Genomic DNA, 24007 nt, shown 5'->3' with positions numbered 1-24007 from the left:
GGCGGGCGTCCTACAACTCCAGGTCGACCGTCACGGGGGCGTGGTCGGAGGGGCGGTCCCATTCGCGGACGTCGTCGTGGATGCGGGCGGTGTCCCTGACAACGGCGGGGGTCAGGCCGGGGGAGGTCCAGATGTGGTCCAGGCGCAGGCCGCGGTTCGACTTGCGGAAATCGGCGGCGCGGTAGCTCCACCAGCTGGCCAGCTTCTGCGGCTCGGGGAAGCGGTCGCGCACCACGTCGGCGAAACCGCCCGTGGCCTGAAGCCGGTTCAGCACCTCCACCTCGATCGGCGTGTGGCTGACGATCTTGGACATGTAGCGGTGGTTCCACACGTCGCCTTCGCCCGGCGCGATGTTGAAATCGCCGGCCAGGACCAGGGGACGGGCCTTGTCCTGGCGCGCCACGATGGCTGTGAGCTGTTCGTAGAAGTCCAGCTTGTGGTCGAACTTGGGATTCAGGACGCGGTCGGGCACGTCGCCGCCGGCGGGGATGTAGAAGTTCTGCACGTCGATTCCGGCGACCCGGGCCGAGACGCAGCGGGCGTGGCCCAGCTTGCAGACCTGGAAGGTTTCGCTGTCGTCGAGCGGCAGGCGGCTGGCGATGGCCACCCCGTGCCAGCCCTTTTGGCCCGCCACGCGCAGGTGCGGCAGGCCCATCGCCTCGAAGGCGGCGCGCGGGAACTGGTCCGTGGTGCATTTGATTTCCTGCAGCATCAGGACATCGGGCGCGCGTTCGGCGACGAAACGCGCGACCTGGTCGATGCGCAGGCGGACGGAGTTGATGTTCCAGGTGGCGAGGCGAAGAGTCATGGCCCGCCATAGCAGGCCCGCGCGCGAAAAAAAGCCCGGCCGCTGGGGGCCGGGCTTGTAAAAGGTGTCTCTCTCGCCGCCGGGAAGGGGGGATGACATCCTGGCGTAGGAACGGCCGCCGCCGTTCCTGTGGTTCTAATGTCACGACCCGGCGAAAAGGTCAAACTGTCACAATTCTCGCTTGGCTGTACCTGAACGGCAACGCCCGATCAGTTTCGGCCGGGGCGGCGGGTCGGGTCGCTGAGCTGGAACAGACGGGACGACAGGTTCGATGCGGGCTGCAGCGCGTTCAGCTGGGTGCGGGTGCGCGCCTCCTGGGCGTCGGTAATGGTCCATTCCGTCAGACGCAGCGGCGAACCGGCGAAGGTCAGGACCACCTGACCGTCGTTGGGGCGGCGGCTGTCGCGCGCGGTGATCGAGAAGGCGCCGCCGGCCATGCGGTTGACGCTGTCGATGCGGACCCCCTGATCCAACCGCACGTTGCGGGCCAGGAAGACCGACAGGGGCGTGCGGCCCAGCGGGACCTGCTGGAAGCTGTTCAGCCGCGGATCGTAGCGTTTGACGTTATAGCCGTCCGACACGACCAGCAGGCCGGCCGGGTTGGTGTATTCGAACCGCATCTTGCCCGGCCGCGACAGATAGAAGCGGCCCTGGCGCGCGACGTTGTTCGGACCCGTCTCGACGAACGACCCTTGGGCGGCGGTCAGGCCCTGCAGATAGGTCTGGGCCTGCTGGACCAGGGCGCGGTCGGCGGTCGACAGATTGGCCTGGGCGTGCGCCGGGGCGGCGAGGCCCCCGACGGAGGCGAGCCCGGCCAAAAGGCCCGCGCCCAGAAGCAGGCGGCGGCGCTGGATGTCGGCGTCGGCCAGGACGGCGGCTTTCGAAACGGCGCGGTGGGTCATGGTATTTAAGTCTCCCGTTCGGGATGGTTGTCGATGCCGCACCCTCGCGTCCGGCTCTGGCGTCAGAATGACGCGAGCCTGACCATATTCCGGCGCTGCGATGAAGCCCTGTTCATCGAAATGCTGAAGCTTGGAGGTGATGGCGGGTCTAGGAACGTACTCGACGAGGATTTGTTGCTGGGTTGACTGGATCGTCCGAACCCACTCACCATGAGGCTGCGGACAAACCTCGATTCGCTCTTTGGGCACGACGTGTCAGCGCTTTTGGCGCGGCGCATGAAGCGTCGGTTAGCCGAAAGGAGGTGAGTTTAGTGTTCTACGCCGCAACCTACGGGGTTGCGGGTAAGGCGGTTTTTGTAAACGCCTATACCCGTTTCCGCCTTGGCAAACTGGAGTGGGTTACAGCCCACTACCGTTCCTGGCCCAAGAGCTAGGATAAAATCAGCGATGAAACTGCGGGGCAGCCGAAAGGCTGTCCCTTCTTTTATGTGCCTAGTCGTAAGCGATTCGGGTCAAGAATCAAGCGACGGACTCAATTCTTGTTTTGAGTCAACCGCCAAAAATCAGAAAAAGATTTTCATCTTCTGTGGATTAGATCATCGGCGGCGGGCCGGCCAGGACGTCGCGCTTGCCGGCGTGGTTGGCGGGGCTGACCACGCCTTCCTGCTCCATCCGCTCGATCAGGGAGGCGGCGCGGTTGTAGCCGATCTGGAGCCGACGCTGGACATAGGAGGTCGAAGCCTTGCGGTCGCGCGTGACCACGGCGACCGCGCGGTCGTACAGGTCGTCGCCCCCGCTCCCATTCGGGCCGCCGTTTCCGCCTTCGTCGCCGAAGCCGCCGTCCCCGTCGCCGTCCGGCTCATCGGTGATCAGGTCCAGATAGTCGGGCTCGGCCTGGGCCTTCAGGTGTTTGCACACCTCCTCGACCTCTCGATCCTCGACGAAGGGGCCGTGCAGGCGCGTGATGCGTCCGCCGCCGGCCATGTACAGCATGTCGCCCTGGCCCAGCAGCTGCTCGCCGCCCTGCTCGCCCAGGATGGTGCGGCTGTCGATCTTGGACGTGACCTGGAAGCTGATCCGGGTCGGGAAGTTGGCCTTGATGGTGCCGGTGATGACGTCCACCGACGGGCGTTGCGTGGCCATGATCAGGTGGATGCCGGCGGCGCGCGCCATCTGGGCCAGACGCTGGACGGCGCCTTCCACGTCCTTGCCCGCGACCAGCATCAGGTCGGCCATCTCGTCCATGACCACGACCAGGAAGGGCAGGGGTTCGGGACGGATCTTCTCGCTTTCATAGACCGGGCGGCCCTGGTCGTCGAAGCCGGTCTGGACCGTGCGTTCGAAATGCTCGCCTTTCGCCTGAGCCTCGCGGGCGCGCTCGTTGTAGCTGGCGACGTTGCGGACCCCCAGCTTGGACATGCGGCGATAGCGGTCCTCCATCTCGCGCACCGTCCATTTCAGGGCGACGACCGCCTTCTTCGGATCGGTCACGACCGGCGCCAGCAGGTGCGGGATGCCGTCATAGACCGACAGCTCCAGCATCTTGGGGTCGATCATGATGAAGCGGCATTCGGCCGGGCTGTGGCGATACAGGATCGACAGGATCATGGCGTTGACGCCCACCGACTTGCCCGAGCCGGTGGTGCCCGCGATCAGCAGGTGGGGCATCCGCGCCAGGTCGGCGACATAGGGTTCGCCGCCGATGGTCTCGCCCAGCGCCAGGGGCAGCAGATGGCCCTTCTTGTCGTACTCGGCGCTGGCCAGGAGGTCGCGCAGATAGACGGTCTCGCGCTTCACGTTCGGCAGTTCGATGCCGATCGCGTTGCGGCCCTGGACCACCGAGATGCGGCAGGCGCGGGCGGACATGGAACGGGCGATGTCGTCGGCCAGGGCCACGACGCGGCCGTGCTTCACGCCCGGCGCGGGAACCAGTTCGTACAGGGTGACGACCGGGCCGGGACGGATCTGGTCGATCACGCCGCGAACGCCGAACTCCTGCAGCACGCCCTCCAGCATCTTGGCGTTCTGTTTCAGCGAATCCTCGTCGACCGAGGCGACGCGCTGGCCCGGCTTGGCCAGTATGCCCAGGGGCGGCAGGTCGAAGGCGCCCTCGGGTCGGGTGAAGTCGAAGGTCTGCTGATCCAGGTCGTCCTTCCTGGCCTTGGGCGCCTTGACGGCCGCCACGCGCGGCTCGACCGAGCGGGCGGCGGCCGAGGCGGAAGGCGGGGGCGGAACCGCCTCGGCCTCTTCCCAAGGCGGCAGGTCGTCATAGGCGGTGGCGGCGACGTCGGGCGAGACGAAGGGGGCGGTCACGTCCAGCGGCGCCTCGGGCGCGGCGTCGCGCGGCTTGGTCCGGGGGCGTTTGGCGGCCGCCTTCGGGGCGGCCGGGCGCGGGGCCTGACGCGGCGGGGTCGGCGCGCGCAGCGATCGGCCCCAGTGCAGGGCGTCCAGGAAGTCCGAGGCGCGGATGCCGACGGCGTAGGCGGTCAGCCACAGCCCGCCGCCCAGGAACAGCAGGCCGGCGATGATCCGGCCGCCGGGCATGTGCAGGGCGCCGATTCCCCTGGCCGTCAGTCCGGTCAGGGCCTCGCCCCAGAGCCCGCCCAGGCCGGCGGCCAGGGGCCAGGCGGCGGGCGCGGCCAGGGCCGCCAGGGCGCCGGACAGCAGCAGGGTTCCGCCCGTCGCCGCCAGGGCCTTGACCGGCGTGGGCTTCAGGCGCGGCTGAAGCGCGTCGCCGACCGCGCGGGCCAGGCCGAAGGCGCCCAGCAGCAGGGCGGCCGGCCAGGCGGCCAGGCCCAGGGACTGCATGAACAGGTCGGCGAAAAGGGCGCCGTTCGCCCCCAGCCAGTTGGTCGGCGCCACGCTGGAGGCCGCGTTCAGGCTGGCGTCCAGCGGGTTCCACGACATCAGGGCGATCAGCAACAAGACCGCCAACAGGGCCTGCAGCACGCCCCGGAACCGCACGACGAAGGGGGCGTCCCACAGGATGCGGGCGCTGATCCAGGCCTGGCGGCCGACGGCGAGGGCGGTGGACATGAAGGGCGAAACCTTCCGGGCGGCTGACGTTCGACCGTCCTTGTCGCATCCGCAGGGTTAACGGCCTGTTCACCAGCTTGGCCTTGGCGCTTCTCGCGTCGCGGAAGGCGACCCTGGGGCGTTTGGCCCTCTGGACCTTTCGCCTTGGCGAGGCGACAAGCCTGTCATGGCCGACACCGAACCCTACGACATCGTCATCGCCGGCGCGGGCCTGGCCGGGGCCGCCTTCGCCCTGGCGGCGGCGCAAGGCGGACTGAAGGTGGTCATGGTCGATCCCCAGCCGTTCGACGCCCAGCTGGCGCCGACCTTCGACGGGCGGTCGACCGCCATCGCCTTTGCGACCTTCCGGATGCTGGACGCCCTGGGTCTGGGCGACGCCTTGCGGCCGCATGCCTGCCGGATGGACCATATTCTGGTGACGGACGGACGCCGGCCGGGCGCGGCCAGCCGCGCGGCCTCTCCGGCCTTTCTGCGGTTCGACGCCGAGGAGATCGGCGGGCGCACCGGGGGCGAGCCCCTGGGATACATGGTCGAGAACCGCCGCATCCGCGCCGCCTTGGCCGAGGCGGTGACGCGGGCCGGGATCGAGGTGCGCGCGCCGGCTGCGGTGGCGGACGTGCGGACCGATGCGGGGCGGGCGACCGTCACCCTGGCCGACGGCGCCGCGCTGACGGCGGCCCTGGTCGTCGGCGCCGAGGGCCGCGGATCGGCCGTGCGCCGGGCGGCCGGGATCGACACGGTCGGCTGGGGCTATGGTCAGAGCGGCGTGGTGGCGACGGTCCGGCTGGGCCGCGACCACGGCGATGTCGCCCACGAATATTTCCTGCCGGGCGGCCCCTTCGCCATCCTGCCCCTGACCGACCAGCGCGCCAGCCTGGTCTGGACCGAGACCACGCGGCGGGCCGAGGCGCTGCGCGCGGCGTCGGACGACGCCTTCCACGCCCATCTGATGCGGCGGTTCGGCGAATTTTTGGACGGTGTGACGGTCGAGGGGCCGCGCTTCGTCTATCCCCTCTCGCTCAGCCTGGCCGAACGGCTGGTCGCGCCGCGCATCGCCCTGATCGGCGACGCCGCCCACGGCGTTCACCCGGTCGCGGGCCAGGGGCTGAACATGGGGCTGAAGGACGCCGCCGCCCTGGCCGAGGTGCTGGCCGAGGCCGCGCGCCTGGGCGAGGATCCGGGCGCCGAAACGGTGCTGGAACGGTATGCGCGCTGGCGCCGGTTCGACAATGCGGCCCTGGCGGCGGGCTTCGACGCCTTCGTGCGCCTGTTCTCGAACGACATCGCTCCGATCCGGCTGGCGCGCGATCTGGGCATGGCGGCGGTCAACCGCATCGGTCCGCTGCGTCGCGCCTTCATGCACGAGGCGGGCGGCGCGACCGGCGACCTGCCCCGCCTGTTGAGGGGCCAGCCCGTTTAGAGCCTCATCCGGCCGCCGTCGGTCGCCGGAAAGAAAAGACCCCGAAGGCGCGACGCCTCCGGGGTGCTTGAAGTCTTGGTGCGAGCTTGTCCCGATCCTCGCGCCGGGACGGGACGGATCAGACCTGCATGGCCCAGCCTTCGACGTCCATGGCCGCCTGACGGACGGCTTCCGAACGGGTCGGGTGGGCGTGGCAGGTGCGGGCGATGTCTTCCGAGGCGCCGCCGAAGCTCATGGCGATGGCGGCCTCGTGGATCATCTCGCCGGCCTGCGGACCCATGATGTGGACGCCCAGCACCTTGTCGGTCGCGGCGTCGGCCAGAACCTTCACGAAGCCGTCGGTCTCGTGATTGATCTTGGCGCGGCTGTTGGCCATGAAGGGGAACTTGCCCTTCTTGTAGGCGACGCCCGCGGCCTTCAGCTGGTCCTCGGTCTGGCCGACCCAGGCGACTTCCGGGGCCGTATAGACCACGCTGGGCACCAGGGCGTAATCGACGTGGCCGTACTTGCCGGCGATGATGTCGATGGCGGCGACCGCGTCCTCTTCCGCCTTGTGCGCCAGCATCGGACCGTGGGTCACGTCGCCGATCACCCAGACGCCGCCCTCGTTGACTTGGCCGGCCACCTTGAAGTGGTTGTGGTCGATGAAGCCGCGCTTGTCCGGCGTGACGCCGATGGTCTCCAGACCCAACCCCTCGGTGTAGGGACGGCGGCCGATGGCGACCAGGACGACATCGCCCTTGATCTTTTCGGGCGCGCCGCCGGCCGAGGGTTCGACCGTCAGCTCCACCCCGTCCTTGTCCGACTTGGCGCCCGTGACCTTGGCGCCCAGTTTGAAGCTCATGCCCTGTTTGGTCAGGGTGCGTTGGAAGGCGGTGGCGACCTCGGTGTCCATGCCCGGCGTGATCCGGTCCAGGAACTCCACCACCGTCACCTCGGCGCCCAGGCGGCGCCACACCGAGCCCAGCTCCAGGCCGATGATGCCGGCGCCGACCACGATCAGCTTCCTGGGCACGGCCGGCAGGGACAGGGCGCCGGTGGAATCGATCACCTTGCCGTCCTCGAAGGCGACGCCCGGCAGGGGGGTCGGCTCCGAGCCCGTGGCGATGACGATGTTCTTGGCCTCCAGCGTCTGCACCGATCCGTCGGCGGCGGTGACTTCGACCTTGCCCCCCCCCGCAGCAGAATGGCCGGCGATCTTGCCCTTGCCCTTGATCCAGTCGACCTTGTTCTTCTTGAACAGGAACTCGATCCCCTTGGTCAGGGCGGTGACGCTCTCGTCCTTGGCCTTGTGCATCTGGCGAAGGTTCAGCTTGGGCGAGACCTCGATGCCGATCTTGGCGAACTCGCCGTTGGCGGCGTCCCACAGTTCCGAGGCGTGAAGCAGGGCCTTGGACGGCATGCAGCCGACGTTCAGGCAGGTGCCGCCCAGCGTCGCGCGCATCTCCACGCAGGCGACCTTCAGGCCCAGCTGGCCGGCGCGGATCGCGGCGTTATAGCCGCCGGGCCCCCCGCCGATGATGACGACGTCGTAGGGAGCGGGGGCTTCGGCCATGGTATCCTCTGATCGTTCGGCGCTGCGGCAGGGCTCGCGCGGGGCTTAGGCGCCAGACCCGTCCGGGTCAACCGCCAGGCGCAATATGGGACTTGTTCGCCCGGTTCGCACAGAAAAAGGGCCGGACGTCGCCGCCCGGCCCCCGTCTCTCGTCCGGCGATCGGCGCCTACAGCTTGAAGCGCAGGCCCACGAAGACGTTGTAGCCGAACTTCTCGTACTCGTAGGTCCGCTCCTTGACGCCGTAGTAGCGGACGCCCGCGCTGTCGGTCAGGTTCTTGGCCTCGCCGAACAGTTCGATCCCGTTGCCGAAGTCGTAGCTGGAGGTGAAGTCCAGCTGACCGCGCCCTTCGACCCACAGATCCAGGCCGGGGTTGGTGGCGTTGATCGCCTCCAGGAAGTCGCCGCGATGGGTGTACGACAGGCGGGCGCTGAAGCCGTACTTCTCGTAGAACAGGGCGGCGTTGTAGGTCGCATCCGACTGGCCCGGCAGGGCGAAGGCGTCGCGGCCGGCGAAGGCGCGGCTGGTTTTGATCTCCGCGTCCGTCAGGGTGTAGTTGGCGAATAGGCCCAAGCCCGAGGCCCAGCCCGGCAGGAAGTCGAATGTCTGCTGCCAGTTGAACTCGACGCCCGCCAGATGCCCGTCGCGCGCATTGCGGGCCTCCGTCACCTGGGCGACCGTGGTGGTCGGGGTCACATAGGGCACACCGTCCGTGACCAGGGTGAAGCGGTAGTTCGACAGGTCCTTGTAGAAGGCGTTGGCCGAAATCACGCCCAGCGGACGCAGATAGTATTCCAGGCCCAGGTCGAGGTTGTTGGACAGAGTCGGCTTGAGGTCGGGATTGCCGCGCGTCACGGTCGTCTTGCCGCTGTCGGTCGTCTCCAGCACGCGCGGCACGATGTCGGCGTAGTCGGGGCGTGAGATGGCCCGCGTCAGGGCGAACCGGCCGATCAGATGATCGCTGAAGCTGTGGCGCAGCGTCAGGTTGGGGAAGAAGTCCGTCTGGTCGCGCTTGACCGAAACCGGCATCTGGACGTTCGTGGCGCTCACGCTGGTCGCGCCGCCTTCGAAATCGGTCTTTTCGACGCGCAGGCCAAGCAGGACATTGGTGGCGCCGATGTCGAACCTGGCCTGGCCATAACCGGCCAGAATGTCTTCGTTGGCGGTATAGTCGGCGGTGACGGACTGGGGCGTGCGGCGCGACGCCGCCGTGGTGGAGGTGGCGCGGATGCCGTTCAGATAGTCTGTGGCCAGGCCGTGATCGAACTTCACGCCCAGGTCATAGTCATAGTTGCGCGACGGGCGACCGCTGAGCAGATCGGCCAGCGCGCCGGGGTTCACCGGCGACGTCTTGGTGCGGTCGCGATAGCGTTCCTCGTCCGCCGACACGTCGCGGGTCGAATATTTGGCGCCGAACTTCAGCGTCACTTCCCGTCCGGCGATGATCGTCGGCAATTCGTAGTTCGTCTTGAACGACACGTCTTCCTGGTTGGTGTCGTTGCTGCGGAACGTATTCTCGCGGAAGGTGAAGTTCGCCGGCGTCGAATAGTAGGTCGAGGCGAACGGCGAATAGGTCGGCGCATAGTGGTCGGTCGTGTCGTAGTTGATCTTCTGAGGATCGTTCGAGCGATAGACGACCTCGTCACGGTGGGGATAGGTCTGTTCGCTGCGGGCCCACGCCAGTGTAGCGTCCCAGACCGCGCCATTGCCGAAGGTGTATTCGCCGCCCGTGTTCAGGGTGGTGATCTTGTTGTCCTGCTCACGGTGACGCAAAGCCTTGTGGATAGATGCGCCCTCGTAGGTCGCGGCCTGATCCGTCACCGTGCCCGTGGCGACGCCGTCCGAATAGGTGAAGCGCAAGGTGTCGCGGTACTCGTCGTCGTTGAACTCGGCGAACGACCCCCTGACCCAGGCCCGAAGCGCGTCGTCGGGCCGCCACTCCAGAGCGCCCGTGACCGCTGTGCGGGTGCGTTTCGTCTCATAGTCCTTGAACAGCGCTTCATCGAGGACATAGTGGTTATAGGCAGGGTTTGCCTTGGCCTTGGCGCCGCTTCCGATCGTCTGCCGGTCATCGAAGATCCACGCATTCTCGACATTGTCCGGACGGCGGTTGGTTTCGGAATAGCTGACCGACAAAAGGGCGCCGAAGGTGTGGTCGGGGCCGAAGACGTTGGAGACGGTCGCGCCCGCGCGGCTGTCCGAACCGCCGTAGTCGTTATAGCTGCCGCCGGCGTAGCCGCTGACCGCCAGGCGGCGCTTGTCGAAGGGCGAGCGGGTCTTGATGTCCACGGCGCCGGCGATGGAATCGGCGTCCTGGCTGGGACGCAAGGTCTTGGAGACCTCCACCGTCGAGACGATGTCCGAGGGCAGGGTGTCCAGATCGACCGCGCGGGTGGTCGGCGACACGGCCGGAATGGCGACCCCGTCGACCGACACGGCGGTGAAGGCGGCCGGCGCGCCACGCACGTTGATGTAGCGGCCTTCGCCCTGGTCGCGCTGGATGGCGATGCCCTGCACACGTTGCAGGCTTTCGGCCACGTTCGGGTCGGGATAGCGGCCGATGGCGTCGGCCGACAGGACGTTGACCGTGCCGTCGGCGTTCTTCTGCTGGTTCAGCGAGCGGGCCACGCCGTCGGTGATGACGCCGGTTACGATCACGTCGGCCACCTGGGTCGCCGTCGCGGCGCCCAGGACGATGGCGACGTTGGCGTCCTGGCCTGGCGTGGTCACGACCGTCTGGCTGGCCGAGGGCAGGCCCAGGTAGCGGACGTCCAGGAATGACCGATCCGGTCGTCGCCGCCGGCAGGGTGAACTCGCCATGGCTGTTGGCCACGACCCGCTGGCCCGACCCGCGCACCAGGATCTCGGCTCCCGGCAGGGGCGCGCCTGAGGCGTTGGTGACGCGCCCGAAAATCACGTCCCCGGCGACGGCGGAGGCGACCGCAGCGGCGGTGTCGGCCTGGGCGGCCGGCGCCATCGGCGCCAGGATCAGAGGCGCCAGGGCGGCGCTCAGCAGCAGAGAAGGTTTCATGTCGGTCGGTCCCCTCCGGCGAACACGGGTGAAGTCCGACCGGCGACGCGCCGCTTAGCCACCCGCGACGACGCGAAAACGACGGTTTGACGACACGGATTTCGCGGTTTTTCGAACGAAGGACGACATTCCGTCCCGACCCGTCGTGTTTTTCACCGAACGTCGATCAAACCGTCACGCCAATGCCGTTGACCCGGCACGGCCCCTTCCCGAGAGACGGGACGGATCATCCGGAGATTGTCATGCGCCCCGTTCCCGTTCCCGTCCGCGCCCTGGCCCGAGTCTCGGCCGTCGCCGCCCTGACCCTGCTCGGCGCCTGCGCCACGCACGAGGTCGATTTCCAGGGCGAGGGCGACGGGGTGGTGGGGCGCGGCGCCGTGGTCCACGCCTTGTTGGAGACGCCGCCGGTCGGACAGCCCGGCCAGGACGCCGCGGACGACCCCGCCGTGTGGGCCTCGGCGCGCCCGGTCCGGGTGAAAGGCGTGGCCACGCCGGGCTTTGTCGCCGGCACTGACAAGAAGGCGGGTCTCTATATCTATGGGCTGGACGGGCGGGTCCTGCAGTTCCTGCCCGAAGGTCTGCTGAACAATGTGGACGTGGTCGAGGGCCTGTCGATCGGCGGCCGGCCGCAGGTCGTCCTGGGCGCCAGCGACCGCACGCCGGGCAGGGTGGGCGTCGCCCTCTATCGTTTCGATCCCGCCGCGACCTCGGCCGACAACGCCGTCCAGTCCTGGGGCTCGATCCGCACCGACGTGGTGGAACCGTATGGCTTCTGCTTCGCCCGGCGCGGCGATCAGGTCCACGCGGTTCTGGTGGGCCACGAAGGCGAGCTGCGACAATATGTCCTGGGGGTCGACGCCGCCGGCCAACCCACGGCCCGCGAGGTGCGCCGGGCCGAGATCGGCTCCATCTCCGAAGGCTGCGCCGCCGACGAGGCTTCGGGCGCCCTGTTCGTCAACGAGGAGAACGTCGGCCTGTGGCGCTATGATCTGGACCCGGCCTCGGGCGCGGCCCGCACCCTGATCCAGCCCATAGCCAAGGACATTCTGGTCGCCGACGCCGAGGGCCTGACCACCATAACCGACGCCTCGGGCCGCTATCTGATCGCCTCCAGCCAGGGCGATTCCGCCTTCCCCGTCTGGCGCATCGACGCCGGCGCTCCCCAGTACAAGGGCCGGTTTGTGGTCAAGGACGGGACGGTCGACGGCGTCACCGGCGCCGACGGCCTGGCGGCGGCCGGCGGCGTGGTCGGCCCCTTCCCCGAGGGCGTCGTGGTCATCCAGGACGACGTCAACGACGGCGGCGGCCAGAACTTCAAATACGTCGACTGGCGCGACATCCGCCGGGCGCTGGGGCTGTAAGGCTCGTCATCCTCTCGACCCGGGGATCGGATGCGGATCGGGCCGTGGGCCACTCTTGGCGCAAGGCGGCCTGCAGTCCGGCCCTCGGGTCAGGCGCGAGGGTGACGGCGGGCCGTCACTGATCCTCGTCGAACTTGCGCGCGACCAGGTCGGTCAGGGCGGCCATCGCCTCTTCGGCGTCCTCGCCCTCGGCCGTGACGTCGATGGTGCAGCCGATGCCGGCGCCCAGCATCAACAGGCCCATGATCGAGCGGGCGTCCACCGTCACCCCGTCGCGGGTGACGTGGATTTCGCTGTCGAAGCCGGAGGCCAGTTTGACGAACTTGGCCGAGGCGCGGGCGTGCAGGCCGCGCGTGTTGCAGATGTTCAGGGTGGCGCTGACGGTCATTTTTCGCCCGCGAGCACCCACGAGGCGACCGAGATGTATTTGCGCCCGGCGTCCTGGGCGTGGGCGACGCAGGCTTCCAGCGTCTCGCGCCCGCGCACGCTGGCCAGTTTGATCAGCATGGGCAGGTTCAGGCCCGCGATGACCTCGGCGCGGGTCTGCTCCATCACCGAAATGGCCAGGTTGGACGGGGTGCCGCCGAACATGTCGGTCAGCAGGATGACGCCGTCGCCGTCGTCCACGGCCGCCGCCGCATCGACGATGTCGCGGCGGCGGCGCTCCATGTCGTCGTCCGGCCCGATGCAGATGGCCGCGACCCCGCGCTGCGGGCCGACCACATGCTCCATCGCCGAAAGAAACTCAGACGCCAGCCCGCCGTGGGTGACGATGACCAGACCGATCATAAGGACTTCACTCGCATCCCGCCCCGAACCGCGCCCGACGGCCGCGCGCCGGCCGCAAGCCCCGGTCGCCGCCCGCCCTGGACCGCAAGGGGCGTGTCATAGACCCGTCGCGTCCGGTTTCAAAGCGTCTGCAACGCGGCTGCGACCTTGGCGACGGTCGAGCCCCGTCCGAGGTCCAGGGTCAGCAGGGGGACTGCCACCCCGTCTATCCGCCGGGTTACGGGTTCGGGCAGCCGCTCGGACGGCGTCTGTTCCGCCTCGACCGCCAGCACCACGCGGGCCACGGGCCAGGTCGGGGCGGTCACGATTCCCACCCCCCGCGCCTCGATCCGCCCGGCGATGGTCTCGGGCGCTGCGGCATGGAGGGCGCCGCCCGAGGCCCAGACGCGCGTGTAGTCGTCGCTGATCAGACGCCAGCCCCTGTCGATCAGCCGCAGGGCCAGGTCGCTCTTGCCCGCGCCGGATCGGCCCAGGATCAGCACCGCCTTCCAGGCGCCCCGGCATCGCAGGGCGACGGCGGTGGCGTGGATGGGCGACCGGGCCGTCACGGCCGCCGACCGGGCAGGACAGGATCGAAGGCGGGCAGATTGATCTCGAACAGGGCGCCGACGATCCGGCCGTCCCGGGTCCGGTTCTCGGCCCAGACGCGCCCGCCGTGGGCCTCGACGATCTGGCGCACGATGGACAGGCCCAGGCCCGAGTTGGAGCCGAAGGCCGCCCCCTTGGGCCGCGAGGTGTAGAACCGCTCGAACACCGTCTCCAGATTGTCGGGCGGAACGCCGGGGCCGTCGTCCTCGACCCGCACGCGGATCGGCCGGTCGCTCTCGCCCCGGTCCAGCTCCACGCGCACCTCGCCGCCCGGCGGGCTGAAGGAGCGGGCGTTGTCGATCAGGTTGCGGAACACCTGACCCAAGGGCCCGTCGCGCCCCATGACCTGCAGGGCCTCGGCCGGCGCGGTCAGCCGCACGGGAATGTCGCCGGGCTTGGCCGTGGTGTCATAGACGCCGACGATGTCGGCCAGCAGCTGGTTCAGTTCGATCGGACGCGGGCGATCGCGCGACAGTTCGGCGTCCAGGCGCGAGGCGTTGGAGATGTCGGTGATCAGCCGGTCCAGCCGCCGCACGTCCTGCTGCAACAGGCCGGTCAGCGTCTCGCGCTGGGCGTCGGTCTTGACCAGGGGCAGGGTCTCCAGCGCCGAGCGGATCGAGGTCAGGGGGTTCTTGATCTCGTGCGAGACGTCGGCGGCGAACCGTTCGATGGCGTCCATCCGCGTGGACAGGGTGTCGGTCATGGATTCCAGCGACCGGGCCAAGTCACCGATCTCGTCGCGGCGATCCTCCAGATCGGGCAGGGAGATGGCGCGCGCGCGTTGCAGCTTCACCTGATCCGCCGCCGCCGACAGACGCATGATGGGACGCGCCACGAACAGATGCAGCAACAGAGACGCCAAAAGGTTCACCGCAAGGGCCACCAGGGCGAAGGGCACAAGGGCGCGGCGCTGGGCGCTCAGGATCTGATCGACGTTGCCCGCCTCCAGCGTCATCACGCCCAGGACCTGGCGGACATGGCGGATGGGGATGGAAACGGACACGACCCGGTCGCCGGATTCGTTGCGGCGCACGGTGGTCTGGGGCTCTCCGGCCAGGGCGCGTTCGACCTCGGCGGTCACTTCGCGGTCGGCGGCGTCCTTCTGGTGGACGTTGCGGGCGATCCGGTCCTTCAGGTCCGACGGCGGCGGCGTGCCCGCCGGATGGGCGGGCGGCAGGGGCTGGCCCGGAATGTTCTCCGTCACCTGATAGCTGTCGATCAGCGGCAGGCCGTTGATGTCGTATAGCCGCACCCGCTGACCGGCCGGCACGAAGTTGTCGCGCAGCCACCGGGCGGCCTCCTGCACGTCCAGTTCCGGCGTCGGTTCGCCCTTGGTGATGCTGAGCTGGCCCAGCACATTGCCCAACAGCTCGGCCTGGGCCTTCAGCGATTCCTGGCGCGCCTGGACCAGACCGCGATTCCATTCGTTAAGCGCCAGGGCGCCGCCGAACAGGATCAACAGACTGAGCAGGTTCAGCGCCAGGATGAAGCCGCCCAGCCGCGACCCGCCAAAACGGATCAGCGGACGTCGGCCGGGCCGGACCTTCCCCTCGCGCGGCGCGGCGGGATCAGCTCTCGCGGTAGCGGTAGCCGACGCCATACAGGGTCTCGATCGCGTCGAACTCGGGGTCCACGGCGCGGAACTTCTTGCGCATCCGCTTGACGTGGCTGTCGATGGTGCGGTCGTCGACATAGACCTGATCGTCGTAGGCGGCGTCCATCAGATTGTCGCGGCTCTTCACGAAGCCGGGGCGCTGGGCCAGGGCCTGGAGCAGCAGGAATTCGGTGACGGTCAGCTTCACCGGCTTGCCGTCCCAGGTGGATTCGTGGCGCGCCGGGTCCATCGACAGCTTGCCGCGCTTGATCGCCTTGCCCGACACCTCGGCCGAGGGCTCGGCCTCGATCCCGTCGGCGCCCGTGCGACGCAGCAGGGCCTTCACCCGCTCGATCAGCAGGCGCTGGCTGAAGGGTTTGTGGATGTAGTCGTCGGCCCCCAGGTTGAAACCCAGAATCTCGTCGATCTCCTCGTCCTTGGACGTCAGCATGATGACCGGGATCTGCGAGGTCTGACGCAGCCGACGCAGCACCTCCATCCCGTCCATGCGCGGCATCTTGACGTCCAGAATGGCCAGATCGGGCGGCGTCGATTCCAGGGCGGCGAGCCCCGAGGCCCCGTCGTGATAGGCCGTGATCTTGTGGCCGTGGCTTTCCAGGGCCAGCGAGACGGACGCCACGATGTTTTCGTCGTCGTCGACCAGGGTGATGTTGGCCAAGGGTGTCTTCTCCTGAACTTCGCGTTCCCGCCAGCGTCAACGCACGCCAAGCGTAACCGTTCGATCACGGTCACATTAGGGCCGATTCAATCCACATTGAAGCGCGCGCAGACCCGATGAGGCGCCAAAACCCGCCTCGACCCTGTTTCGAGATGGGCGCCGCGCCCGACCGTGTCAACGCAGACGATTCCGGAGCGCAAGGCCGCGCGTCGAAAACCCGGCCTTAAGCCTTGGCGGTTAGCACTGCGTCATGGCCGGTCCCGTTCATTACGAAGTGTTCGTGCGCAAGACCGCGCCGTCGGCCTGGTCGTTGCTGATCGCCACCGAGGATCGTAAACAGGCGTTGGAGGCGGCCGAAGAGCAGATGAAGGCCCGCCAGGCCGCCGCCGTCCGCGTGACCAAGGAGACCCTGGACCCCGACACGCTGGAGTTCAGCAGCGTCACCATCCTGAACCTGGGCGCGCCAGAGCCCAAACGTCGCGCGGGGCCCGAATCCGCCCCTTCGCCCGCCTGCAGCCAGCCGGTCGAACTCTATTCGCCGCACGCCCGCGTCACGATCGGTCGGGTTCTGGAGGAATGGCTGAAGCGACAGGACGTGACCGCTTTCGAACTGCTGCACCGCCCCGACCTGGCCGAGCAGCTGGACGCCTCGGGGGTGGAGCTTCAGCATGCGGTGCAGAAAGTCTCGGTGCCCGAAAGCCAGGCCCTGGGCCTCGATCTGCACGCCACCGTGCGCCATTATCTGCGCCTGTCGGAAGCGACCGTCGCCCGTCTGGTGAAGGCGGGGCGGGAGGGGCGTTTCCCCAGCCTGGCCGATGCGCCGATCGCCGACGTCGCCGCCCGCCTGACCGGCGCGGCGGACCGCGCCTTCGTCATGGGCGGCGTCGTCGCCCGCGCCCTGAAGGACCGTCGCGGCGCCCGCGCCCGGCTGGACGCCCTGATGGACCTGGTCGACGCCGCCCCGGCCGAGGGGCCGCCGCGCGCGCTTGTGGTCGTCGCGGTCGAACAGATCGCCGCCGAAATGCTGGCCGTGAGGCGAAATCTGACCGAACTGCTGGGCCCGGCGCTGGACCAGGGCGCGACCCTGGCGGCGGTGGTCCGCATGGCCGCCCCGGGCGAGGTCGATCAACTGATCCGCGCAGACCCGCGCACGGGGTTGCTGACACCGCCGGTCGAGGGCGCGGCCGCGCGGCTGGGGCGGCATCTGGCGGCAGGGGAGTTTCCGCTTCTGGGCTCGTCGCTGGCGCGGATGGTGGTTCGCGAGCTGACCAGTTCGCGGCGTCTGCGGCCCAACGACGCTGTGGGCGAGATCGAGATCCTGCGCGTTCTGGCCATGGCCCTGACCGCCGCCGCCGGTCGTCTGTTGAGCCTGGAAGAGGTTCAGGACGCCTTCGTCCAACGCTCCAAGAGCCTGATCACCGCCGATTTCGTCGCCGCCTACGTCAAGGACTGTCCGACCGTCCTGGCCGAGGCCGAGCAATTGACCCGGCTGTGCGAGAACGTCACCGGGGCCGCCAACAAGCGCGCCGCCGCCCGTTGGCTGTCGGCCTGCATCGGGGCGCTGCGGTTCGAGACCGAGATGCGCCAGAGCGTCGCCGCCGCGCCGCAGAAGCTGACGGCCCTGGCCAGACTGCAACGTTCGGTGCGGGCCGCCGCTCTGGCCGAGCGCGACACGGCCGAAATCCTGGGCGTCATCGGGGCGGTCGGCGGGACGGTGGAGGCCGAAGCCGGCCTGGTCGCCCAGATCGCCCGCGCCTCGGCCGGCGCGCCGCAGAAGCTGACGGCCCTCTTGAAACTGGCGACGGGCCAGACCGCGCCGTCAGGTCCCGCCGCAGACCGCGCCCGAACCGAGGCCATCCGACTGTTGCGGGCGCCCCAGACCCGCGCCGCCCTGGCCGCCGCCCCGGAAGAGATCGCCCCGCTGAAGGGGCTGATGCAGGCCGCCGGCCTGGCCGCCTGACCCCGACCTGAACGCCACCCTTAGCAGACCTGTCCGGCGGCCCAGCCGGAAGACCAGGCCCACTGAAAATTATAGCCGCCCAGCCAGCCGGTCACATCCACCGCCTCGCCGACGAAGAACAGGTCGGGCACGCTTTTGGCCTGCATCGTCTGCTGGTCCAGCGCCGCCGTGTCGACGCCGCCCAGGGTCACTTCGGCGGTGCGATAGCCCTCCGACCCGACGGGCTTGACCGTCCAGCCGTTGACCGCCTGATCCAGCCGACGCAGCAGCTTGTCGGGAGCGTCGGCCAGGTTTCCCGAGGCGCCCTCGCGTTCGCACAGGCTTTCGGCCAGGCGGCGCGGCACGATATGGCCCAGGGCCGTGTGCACGGCCTGTCGGCCGTTGGCGGCCTTGGCGGCGCGCAGCTCCTCGAACACGTCGCGCCCCGGCGCCATGCAGGCGACGATGGCCTCACCCTCGCGCCAGTAGGAGCTGATCTGCAGGATGGCCGGGCCGCTGAGCCCCCGATGGGTGAACAGCATCGCTTCATTGAAAGCGGGCCTGCCGCCCTTCGGGCGGCTTGAGGCCGTGGATATGCGCGCCTCCACAGCCACCCCCGCCAGCGGCTTCAGCGTTTCCAGCAGGCCCGCCTCGAACGTCAGGGGGACCAGGGCCGGCCGCGTCTCGGTGACGCGGATGTCGAACTGGCGCGCGACCTCATAGGCCCAGCCCGTCGCCCCCATCTTGGGAATCGACTTGCCGCCGGTCGCTACGACCAGCGACGCCGCCGCGACCTGGGAGCCGTCGGTCAGATTGACTATGAAGCCGTCGGCGCCGCGGGCCAGACGGGTCACGCCGGTCTTCATCGTCAAGGTCACGCCCGCGGCCGCCATGTCGTCGGTCAGCATACGCACGATCTGCTTGGCGCTGCCGTCGCAGAACAGCTGGCCCAGCGTCTTCTCTTGCCAGGCGATGCCCGCCTTATCGATGCGTTTGACGAAGTCGTGCTGGGTGAAGCGGCGCAGGGCCGAGGTGGCGAACCGGGAATTCTCGCCCAGGAAGTTCGCCGGCCCGCAGCCCAGATTGGTGAAGTTGCAGCGTCCGCCGCCGGAAATGCGGATCTTCTCGCCCGGCCGGTCGGCGTGATCCACGACCAGAACCCGCCGGCCGCGTCGGCCCGCCTCCAGGGCCGCCATCATCCCCGCCGCCCCGGCGCCGATGACGAGGACGTCGAAGGACGTCCCCGTCATCGCAGCCCCTCCGACGGAGGGGCCGGCCTCGGGGAGAGCCGCTTAGTAACGGTAGTGGTCCGCCTTGAAGGGGCCTTCGACCGGCACATTGATATAGTCCGCCTGGGCCTGGGTCAGGGTGGTCAGCTTGGCGCCCAGCTTGGCCAGGTGCAGGAAGGCGACCTTCTCGTCCAGGTGCTTGGGCAGGGTATAGACCTTGTTCTCATAGGCCGAGGCGTTGGTCCACAGCTCGATCTGCGCCAGCGTCTGATTGGTGAAGGAGGCCGACATCACGAAGGACGGGTGGCCCGTGGCGTTGCCCAGGTTCACCAGACGGCCTTCCGACAGCAGGATGATCTTCTTGCCGTCCGGGAACTCCACATGGTGGACCTGGGGCTTGATCTCGTCCCACTTGAAGTTCTTCAGGCCCGCGACCTGAATTTCCGAGTCGAAGTGGCCGATGTTGCAGACGATGGCGTTGTTCTTCATCCGGCGCATGTGATCGACCGTGATGACGTCCTTGTTGCCCGTCGTCGTGACATAGATGTCGGCGCGGTCGGCGGCGTCGTCCAGGGTCTGGACCTCATAGCCTTCCATGGCGGCCTGCAGCGCGCAGATCGGGTCGATCTCGGTCACGATGACGCGGGCGCCGCCCTGACGCAGAGACGCGGCTGAACCCTTGCCCACGTCGCCGTAACCGCAGACCACCGCCACCTTGCCCGACAGCATGACGTCGGTGCCGCGACGGATGGCGTCCACCAGGCTCTCGCGGCAGCCGTACAGATTGTCGAACTTGGACTTGGTCACGCTGTCGTTGACGTTGATGGCGGGGAAGGGCAGCTCGCCCTTTTCGGCCATCTGGTACAGGCGGTGGACGCCCGTGGTCGTCTCTTCCGACACGCCGCCGATGGCGTCGCGGATGGCCGAATAGAAGCCGGGCTTCTCGGCGATGTAGCGCTTCATCACCGCGAACAGGGCTTCTTCTTCCTCGTTCTGCGGGTTCGACAGGACCGAAATGTCCTTCTCGGCCTTGGGGCCCAGCACGCACAGCAGGGTCGCGTCGCCGCCGTCGTCGAGGATCAGGTTGGGATAGCCGCCGTCGGCCCATTCGAAGATCTTGTGGGCGTAGTCCCAGTATTCCTCCAGCGTCTCGCCCTTGGTGGCGAAGACCGGGGTGCCGGCGGCGGCGATGGCGGCGGCGGCGTGATCCTGGGTCGAGAAGATGTTGCAGGACGCCCAGCGCACCTCGGCGCCAAGGGCTTCCAGCGTCTGGATCAGCACCGCCGTCTGGATGGTCATGTGCAGCGAACCGGCGATGCGGGCGCCCTTCAGCGGCTTGGCGTCGCCGAACTCGTCGCGCAGCGCCATCAGGCCCGGCATTTCGGTTTCGGCGATGGCGATTTCCTTGTTGCCCCAGTCGGCCAGGGAAATGTCGCGGACGATGTAGTCGGTCATGATCGGGCTCCGGCCGAACGAAAGATTTGACGGCCTCATAGCCTGAGCGAAGCCGGGGGGCAATGATCGTATAAAGATATCCTTATACGATGCTGTGTCATCGGCGCGTAAGGCGTTCCTTAAATCTCGACGGCTACAGCGTCCGGCATGGAACGCCGCGCCCTTCTCGGCCTCGCCGTCACGGCGACCGCCGCCACCCTGTCCGTCGCCCGTCCGGCCTCGGCCTCCAGCGAGGGCGGGGCCGCGCCGGTCGCCACCTATCAGCGCCTGCCCATCGTGACCGCCTCGATCCTGCGCGCCGACGGCCTGCGCGGCGTGCTGTCGATCGAGACGGGGCTGGACACGCCCGACGCCGCCCTGCGGGCGCGGGTGCTGCAGTCGGTCCCGCGCCTGCGCGCGGCTTACGCCACCGCCGCCCAGACCTTCGCCAACGGCCTGCGACCCGGCATGCCGCCCGATGTGGACCGGCTGGCCGCCCTGCTTCAGGCCGCGACGAACACCGCCCTGGGCCGACCCGGCGCCCGCTTCCTGCTGGGCGCCGTCCTGGCGGTCTGATCCGCCCAGGCCGTCTCTACAGGAACGAGTAGGGGTCCACGTCCACCGTCAACCGGACGGACGCCGGCGTCTTCACCCGTTGAAGCCAGGCGCGAAGAAAGGCCTGGATATCGACGTCGCGGTCGGCCCGCACCAGCAGCCGCTTGCGCCGACGTCCGCGCACCAGGGCCAGCGGCGCGTCGGCCGGGCCATAAACCTCCAGCCGTTCGGCGTTGGGAATGGCCTTGGCCAGGTCGGCGGCGGTCTTCTCCACCGCCTGCGCGTTCTCGCTGGACAGGATGATCGCCGCCAGTCGGCCATAGGGCGGCAGGGACGCCGCCTCGCGCTCGGCCATCTCGGCCTCTACGAAGGCGTCGCGGTCGCCCGCCGCCAGGGCCATCAGCACCGGATGTTCGGGCGTCCAGGTCTGAAGCAGGGCCCGCCCCGGCCGATCCGCCCGCCCCGCCCGCCCCGTCGCCTGGGCCAGCAGTTGATAGGTGCGTTCCGCCGCCCGCAGGTCGCCGCCGCGCAGGCCCAGATCGGCGTCCACCACGCCCACCAGCGTCAGGCGCGGGAAGTTGTGGCCCTTGGCCGCGGCCTGGGTCGCCACCAGAATGTCGATCTCGCCGTCGGTCATGCGCTGGATCAGCGCGCGCGCCGAACGGGCGTCGGGCGCGGTGTCGGAGCTGAAGACTGCGGTGCGCGCCTCGGGGAACAGTTGGCGCACCTCTTCCTCGACCCGCTCGACCCCCGGCCCGACCGAGACCAGACTGTCCTCCGCGCCGCACGACGGGCACAGCTTGGGCCGCGTCATCGAGAAGCCGGTCAGGTGACAGACCAGCCGCCCGGTATAGCGATGCTCGACCAGCCAGCTGTCGGTGTCCGGCGCCGTCAGTCGATGGCCGCAGGCGCGGCACAGGACGACGGGCGCATAGCCGCGCCGGTTCAGGAACAACAGGGTCTGCTCGCCCCGCATCAGGGTCTCGCCGATGGCCAGCCGCAGCGGTTGCGACAGCCAGGTCTGGGGATCGGGCGGCGCGGCGCGCAGGTCGATCAGATCGATGTCGGGCAGCACCGCCGCCCCGTGCCGCGCCCCCAGTTTCAGCCAGTCGTAGCGGCCGTTCTGCGCGTTCCACAGCGTCTCCAGCGACGGCGTGGCCGAGGCCAGGACCACCGCCGCTCCCTCGATCCGCGCCCGCGCCACCGCCAGGTCGCGGCCGTGATAGACCAGCCCCTCTTCCTGTTTGAACGAGCCGTCATGCTCCTCGTCCACCACGATCAGGCGCAGGTTGACGAAGGGCAGGAACAGGGCCGACCGCGCCCCGACCACGATGTTGCAGCGCCCGGCGACCACCGCCTCCCACACCTGACGGCGGCGCGGCGGGGCGACGCCGGAATGCCATTCGGCCGGGGCTGCGCCGAACCGGGCCGTGATCCGATCGATCAGCGCCTGGGTCAGGGCGATCTCAGGCAGCAGGATCAGGATTTGCGCCGCCGGATCGGCCCGCAGCACCCGCGCGACGGCCTCCAGATAGGCCTCGGTCTTGCCCGACCCCGTCACCCCGTCCAGCAGGAAGGGACGGAAGCCGCCGCCCGCCACGCCCTCCGCCATGGCCGCCGCCGACGCCGCCTGGTCGCCGTTCAGCGACGCGGGCGCATGGTCGGGATCGGGCCGGTCGAACGCCGCCTCGGCGGCGATCTCGATGATCTCCAGCACGCCTTCGTCGATCAGCCCCTTGACCACGCCCGACGACACGCCCGTCGCCCGCGCCAGATCGGCCGCCGACATGGCGCGCTCGCCCAGGGCCTCCAACACGCCCGTCCGCGCCGGGGTCACGCGCGCCGGAACCCGCTCGCCCACGCGCCGCACCCGGCGTTCGGGCCGGGGACGCGGCGCGCGCAAGCCCTTCAGCGCCGTGGCCGCCATCTCGCCTGGCGCCGAAAGAGTCCAGCGCCCGGCCCATTCGACGAAATCCATGACGCCCGCCGGCAGGGGCGGATCGTCCAGCCGACTGTCCACCGCCTTCAGCCGCCGGTTCGATCCGGTCGTCTCGAACACCTCCGACACCACGCCCCGCATCAGGCGCGGCCCCAGCGGCACCGCCACCTGATCGCCACGCGCCAGGATCAGCGCCTCGGGCGCCTCGTAGTCGAAGGCTTCCTGCACCGGCAGGGGAATGAGGACCGAAGCGACTTTCATAAATCCTCCCCCGCAACGCGGGGGAGGGGGACCGCGCGCAGCGTGGTGGAGGGGGCGGACGCCGCATCGACGGCGGCCAGCCTGAACCGAGCCGAAGCGGCGAAGAGCCGAACTCGGTTCCGCCCCTTCCACCGCTTCGCGGTCCCCCTCCCCCGCGTTGTTGCGGGGGAGGATCGACGCGGCGCTTTTGCAACGCTAAAAGCCCTGCCCATGAAACTCTTTCTCGATACCGCCGACGTCGCCGTCATCAAGGACATGGTCCCCACCGGAATGGTGGACGGCGTCACCACCAATCCGTCCCTGATCGCCAAGTCGGGTCGCAACATCGCCGAGGTCATCGCCGAAATCTGCGCCCTGGTCGAGGGGCCGATTTCCGCCGAGGCTGTCTCGCTCGATTTCGAGACCATGGTCAAGGAAGGCGACAAGCTGGCCGCCATCGCCCCGAACGTGGTCGTGAAACTGCCCCTGACCTGGGACGGTCTGCGCGCCTGCCGTGTCTTCTCCGACAAGGGGATCAAGACCAACGTAACCCTGTGCTTCTCGGCCGCCCAGGCCATGCTGGCCGCCAAGGCGGGCGCCACCTTCGTGTCGCCCTTCGTCGGGCGGCTGGAAGACAATGGCGCGGACGGCATCGGTCTGTTGGAGGAAATCCGCGTCCTGTATGACGTGCATGGGTTCGACACCCAGATCCTGGCCGCATCCCTGCGCAACGTCGCGCATGTCGCCGCCGCCGCCGTGGCCGGATCGGACGCCGCCACCTTCGGCGCCGACACCTTCAAGGCCCTGGTAAAGCACCCGTTAACCGACAAGGGTCTTGATGCCTTCGTGGCGGACTGGGCCAAGACGGGTCAGTCTATTCTGTAGCATCGCACGTCCCGGAGAGGTCTG

General features: G+C 68.9%; 18 protein-coding genes. 5 read left to right on the top strand and 13 right to left on the bottom strand.

Annotated elements, in window-relative coordinates; all coding sequences use genetic code 11:
* Nucleotides 1–10: 10 nt before the first annotated feature.
* From QE389_RS10470 to QE389_RS10460, 3 genes are all read right to left on the bottom strand, one after another.
* Nucleotides 11–808 carry an exodeoxyribonuclease III gene (locus QE389_RS10470; protein ID WP_307367024.1) on the bottom strand — a complete coding sequence of 266 codons (798 nt, stop codon included), beginning with the start codon at nucleotides 806–808 and terminating at the stop codon, nucleotides 11–13.
* Between the two features lie 209 nt (nucleotides 809–1017).
* Entirely contained in the window at nucleotides 1018–1710 is a 693-nt protein-coding gene (locus QE389_RS10465; RefSeq protein WP_307367022.1) for an outer membrane lipoprotein carrier protein LolA, read from the bottom strand.
* A gap of 591 nt (nucleotides 1711–2301) precedes the next feature.
* Nucleotides 2302–4746 carry a DNA translocase FtsK gene (locus QE389_RS10460; protein ID WP_307367020.1) on the bottom strand — a complete coding sequence of 815 codons (2445 nt, stop codon included), beginning with the start codon at nucleotides 4744–4746 and terminating at the stop codon, nucleotides 2302–2304.
* A 166-nt stretch (nucleotides 4747–4912) separates the two neighbouring features.
* Here QE389_RS10460 and QE389_RS10455 point away from each other — a divergent pair, with 166 nt between their 5' ends.
* The gene (locus QE389_RS10455) at nucleotides 4913–6166 is read left to right on the top strand and encodes a UbiH/UbiF/VisC/COQ6 family ubiquinone biosynthesis hydroxylase (RefSeq protein ID WP_307367019.1); all 1254 of its coding nucleotides are present in this window, start codon (nucleotides 4913–4915) and stop codon (nucleotides 6164–6166) included.
* Nucleotides 6167–6284: 118 nt separating this feature from the next.
* On the opposite strand, the gene lpdA is transcribed toward QE389_RS10455, so the two are convergent.
* A complete protein-coding gene (gene lpdA / locus QE389_RS10450) occupies nucleotides 6285–7721 on the bottom strand; it encodes a dihydrolipoyl dehydrogenase (RefSeq protein ID WP_307367017.1) in 1437 nt (478 codons plus the stop codon).
* 167 nt (nucleotides 7722–7888) lie between these two features.
* Nucleotides 7889–10540: a TonB-dependent receptor gene (locus tag QE389_RS10445; RefSeq protein WP_307367015.1), complete on the bottom strand. Its 2652-nt coding sequence runs from the start codon at nucleotides 10538–10540 to the stop codon at nucleotides 7889–7891.
* Nucleotides 10541–10993: 453 nt separating this feature from the next.
* Between QE389_RS10445 and QE389_RS10440 the strand changes: the two genes are divergently transcribed.
* Nucleotides 10994–12112, top strand: coding sequence for a phytase (locus tag QE389_RS10440; RefSeq protein ID WP_307367014.1), 1119 nt, complete (start codon nucleotides 10994–10996; stop codon nucleotides 12110–12112).
* A 115-nt stretch (nucleotides 12113–12227) separates the two neighbouring features.
* On the opposite strand, the gene QE389_RS10435 is transcribed toward QE389_RS10440, so the two are convergent.
* The 5 genes from QE389_RS10435 to QE389_RS10415 all read right to left on the bottom strand — a co-directional run bounded on the left by QE389_RS10435 (nucleotide 12228) and on the right by QE389_RS10415 (nucleotide 15762).
* A complete protein-coding gene (locus QE389_RS10435; RefSeq protein WP_307367012.1) occupies nucleotides 12228–12500 on the bottom strand; it encodes an HPr family phosphocarrier protein in 273 nt (90 codons plus the stop codon).
* Nucleotides 12497–12901 carry a PTS sugar transporter subunit IIA gene (locus tag QE389_RS10430; RefSeq protein ID WP_307367010.1) on the bottom strand — a complete coding sequence of 135 codons (405 nt, stop codon included), beginning with the start codon at nucleotides 12899–12901 and terminating at the stop codon, nucleotides 12497–12499. Before QE389_RS10430 ends, QE389_RS10435 begins: the two co-directional genes overlap by 4 nt.
* Before the next feature lie 119 nt (nucleotides 12902–13020).
* Nucleotides 13021–13449, bottom strand: a complete 429-nt coding sequence (locus QE389_RS10425; RefSeq protein ID WP_307367008.1) for an HPr kinase/phosphorylase — start codon at nucleotides 13447–13449, stop codon at nucleotides 13021–13023.
* Nucleotides 13446–15089 (bottom strand): stimulus-sensing domain-containing protein, encoded by a 1644-nt coding sequence (locus QE389_RS10420; RefSeq protein WP_307367006.1) that lies wholly within the window; start codon nucleotides 15087–15089, stop codon nucleotides 13446–13448. The genes QE389_RS10425 and QE389_RS10420 overlap by 4 nt, the downstream gene beginning before the upstream one ends.
* A complete protein-coding gene (locus QE389_RS10415) occupies nucleotides 15058–15762 on the bottom strand; it encodes a response regulator transcription factor (protein WP_307367004.1) in 705 nt (234 codons plus the stop codon). The genes QE389_RS10420 and QE389_RS10415 overlap by 32 nt, the downstream gene beginning before the upstream one ends.
* Nucleotides 15763–16012: 250 nt before the next feature.
* On the opposite strand from QE389_RS10415, the gene QE389_RS10410 reads away from it, so the two are divergent.
* A complete protein-coding gene (locus tag QE389_RS10410; protein ID WP_307367003.1) occupies nucleotides 16013–17722 on the top strand; it encodes a hypothetical protein in 1710 nt (569 codons plus the stop codon).
* 20 nt (nucleotides 17723–17742) lie between these two features.
* Here QE389_RS10410 and QE389_RS10405 read toward each other — a convergent pair whose 3' ends face one another.
* On the bottom strand, nucleotides 17743–18951 hold the full coding sequence (locus QE389_RS10405) for an NAD(P)/FAD-dependent oxidoreductase (protein ID WP_307367001.1): 1209 nt from the start codon (nucleotides 18949–18951) through the stop codon (nucleotides 17743–17745).
* A gap of 42 nt (nucleotides 18952–18993) precedes the next feature.
* On the bottom strand, nucleotides 18994–20385 hold the full coding sequence (gene ahcY / locus QE389_RS10400) for an adenosylhomocysteinase (RefSeq protein WP_307367000.1): 1392 nt from the start codon (nucleotides 20383–20385) through the stop codon (nucleotides 18994–18996).
* A gap of 147 nt (nucleotides 20386–20532) precedes the next feature.
* Between ahcY and QE389_RS10395 the strand changes: the two genes are divergently transcribed.
* The gene (locus QE389_RS10395; protein WP_307366998.1) at nucleotides 20533–20940 is read left to right on the top strand and encodes a Tat pathway signal protein; all 408 of its coding nucleotides are present in this window, start codon (nucleotides 20533–20535) and stop codon (nucleotides 20938–20940) included.
* A gap of 16 nt (nucleotides 20941–20956) precedes the next feature.
* On the opposite strand, the gene QE389_RS10390 is transcribed toward QE389_RS10395, so the two are convergent.
* Nucleotides 20957–23119 carry a primosomal protein N' gene (locus QE389_RS10390; RefSeq protein WP_307366997.1) on the bottom strand — a complete coding sequence of 721 codons (2163 nt, stop codon included), beginning with the start codon at nucleotides 23117–23119 and terminating at the stop codon, nucleotides 20957–20959.
* A gap of 210 nt (nucleotides 23120–23329) precedes the next feature.
* Here QE389_RS10390 and fsa point away from each other — a divergent pair, with 210 nt between their 5' ends.
* Nucleotides 23330–23983 carry a fructose-6-phosphate aldolase gene (fsa, locus tag QE389_RS10385; protein ID WP_307366994.1) on the top strand — a complete coding sequence of 218 codons (654 nt, stop codon included), beginning with the start codon at nucleotides 23330–23332 and terminating at the stop codon, nucleotides 23981–23983.
* Nucleotides 23984–24007 lie beyond the last annotated feature (24 nt).

Origin of the sequence: Brevundimonas sp. SORGH_AS_0993, assembly GCF_030818545.1 — a bacterium.
GTDB lineage: Bacteria > Pseudomonadota > Alphaproteobacteria > Caulobacterales > Caulobacteraceae > Brevundimonas.
Note: the sequence above shows the minus strand (reverse complement) of the source record. Positions and strands in the feature narration are given on the sequence as shown.

Bases quoted from the DNA above. Each gene is read 5' to 3' on its own strand.
- QE389_RS10470 (WP_307367024.1), bottom strand. From the start codon at position 808: ATGACTCTTCGCCTCGCCACCTGGAACATCAACTCCGTCCGCCTGCGC.
- QE389_RS10465 (WP_307367022.1), bottom strand. From the start codon at position 1,710: ATGACCCACCGCGCCGTTTCGAAAGCCGCCGTCCTGGCCGACGCCGAC.
- QE389_RS10460 (WP_307367020.1), bottom strand. From the start codon at position 4,746: ATGTCCACCGCCCTCGCCGTCGGCCGCCAGGCCTGGATCAGCGCCCGC.
- QE389_RS10455 (WP_307367019.1), top strand. From the start codon at position 4,913: ATGGCCGACACCGAACCCTACGACATCGTCATCGCCGGCGCGGGCCTG.
- lpdA (WP_307367017.1), bottom strand. From the start codon at position 7,721: ATGGCCGAAGCCCCCGCTCCCTACGACGTCGTCATCATCGGCGGGGGG.
- QE389_RS10445 (WP_307367015.1), bottom strand. From the start codon at position 10,540: ATGGCGAGTTCACCCTGCCGGCGGCGACGACCGGATCGGTCATTCCTG.
- QE389_RS10440 (WP_307367014.1), top strand. From the start codon at position 10,994: ATGCGCCCCGTTCCCGTTCCCGTCCGCGCCCTGGCCCGAGTCTCGGCC.
- QE389_RS10435 (WP_307367012.1), bottom strand. From the start codon at position 12,500: ATGACCGTCAGCGCCACCCTGAACATCTGCAACACGCGCGGCCTGCAC.
- QE389_RS10430 (WP_307367010.1), bottom strand. From the start codon at position 12,901: ATGATCGGTCTGGTCATCGTCACCCACGGCGGGCTGGCGTCTGAGTTT.
- QE389_RS10420 (WP_307367006.1), bottom strand. From the start codon at position 15,089: ATGGCGTCGGCTACCGCTACCGCGAGAGCTGATCCCGCCGCGCCGCGC.
- QE389_RS10410 (WP_307367003.1), top strand. From the start codon at position 16,013: ATGGCCGGTCCCGTTCATTACGAAGTGTTCGTGCGCAAGACCGCGCCG.
- QE389_RS10405 (WP_307367001.1), bottom strand. From the start codon at position 18,951: ATGACGGGGACGTCCTTCGACGTCCTCGTCATCGGCGCCGGGGCGGCG.
- ahcY (WP_307367000.1), bottom strand. From the start codon at position 20,385: ATGACCGACTACATCGTCCGCGACATTTCCCTGGCCGACTGGGGCAAC.
- QE389_RS10395 (WP_307366998.1), top strand. From the start codon at position 20,533: ATGGAACGCCGCGCCCTTCTCGGCCTCGCCGTCACGGCGACCGCCGCC.
- QE389_RS10390 (WP_307366997.1), bottom strand. From the start codon at position 23,119: ATGAAAGTCGCTTCGGTCCTCATTCCCCTGCCGGTGCAGGAAGCCTTC.
- fsa (WP_307366994.1), top strand. From the start codon at position 23,330: ATGAAACTCTTTCTCGATACCGCCGACGTCGCCGTCATCAAGGACATG.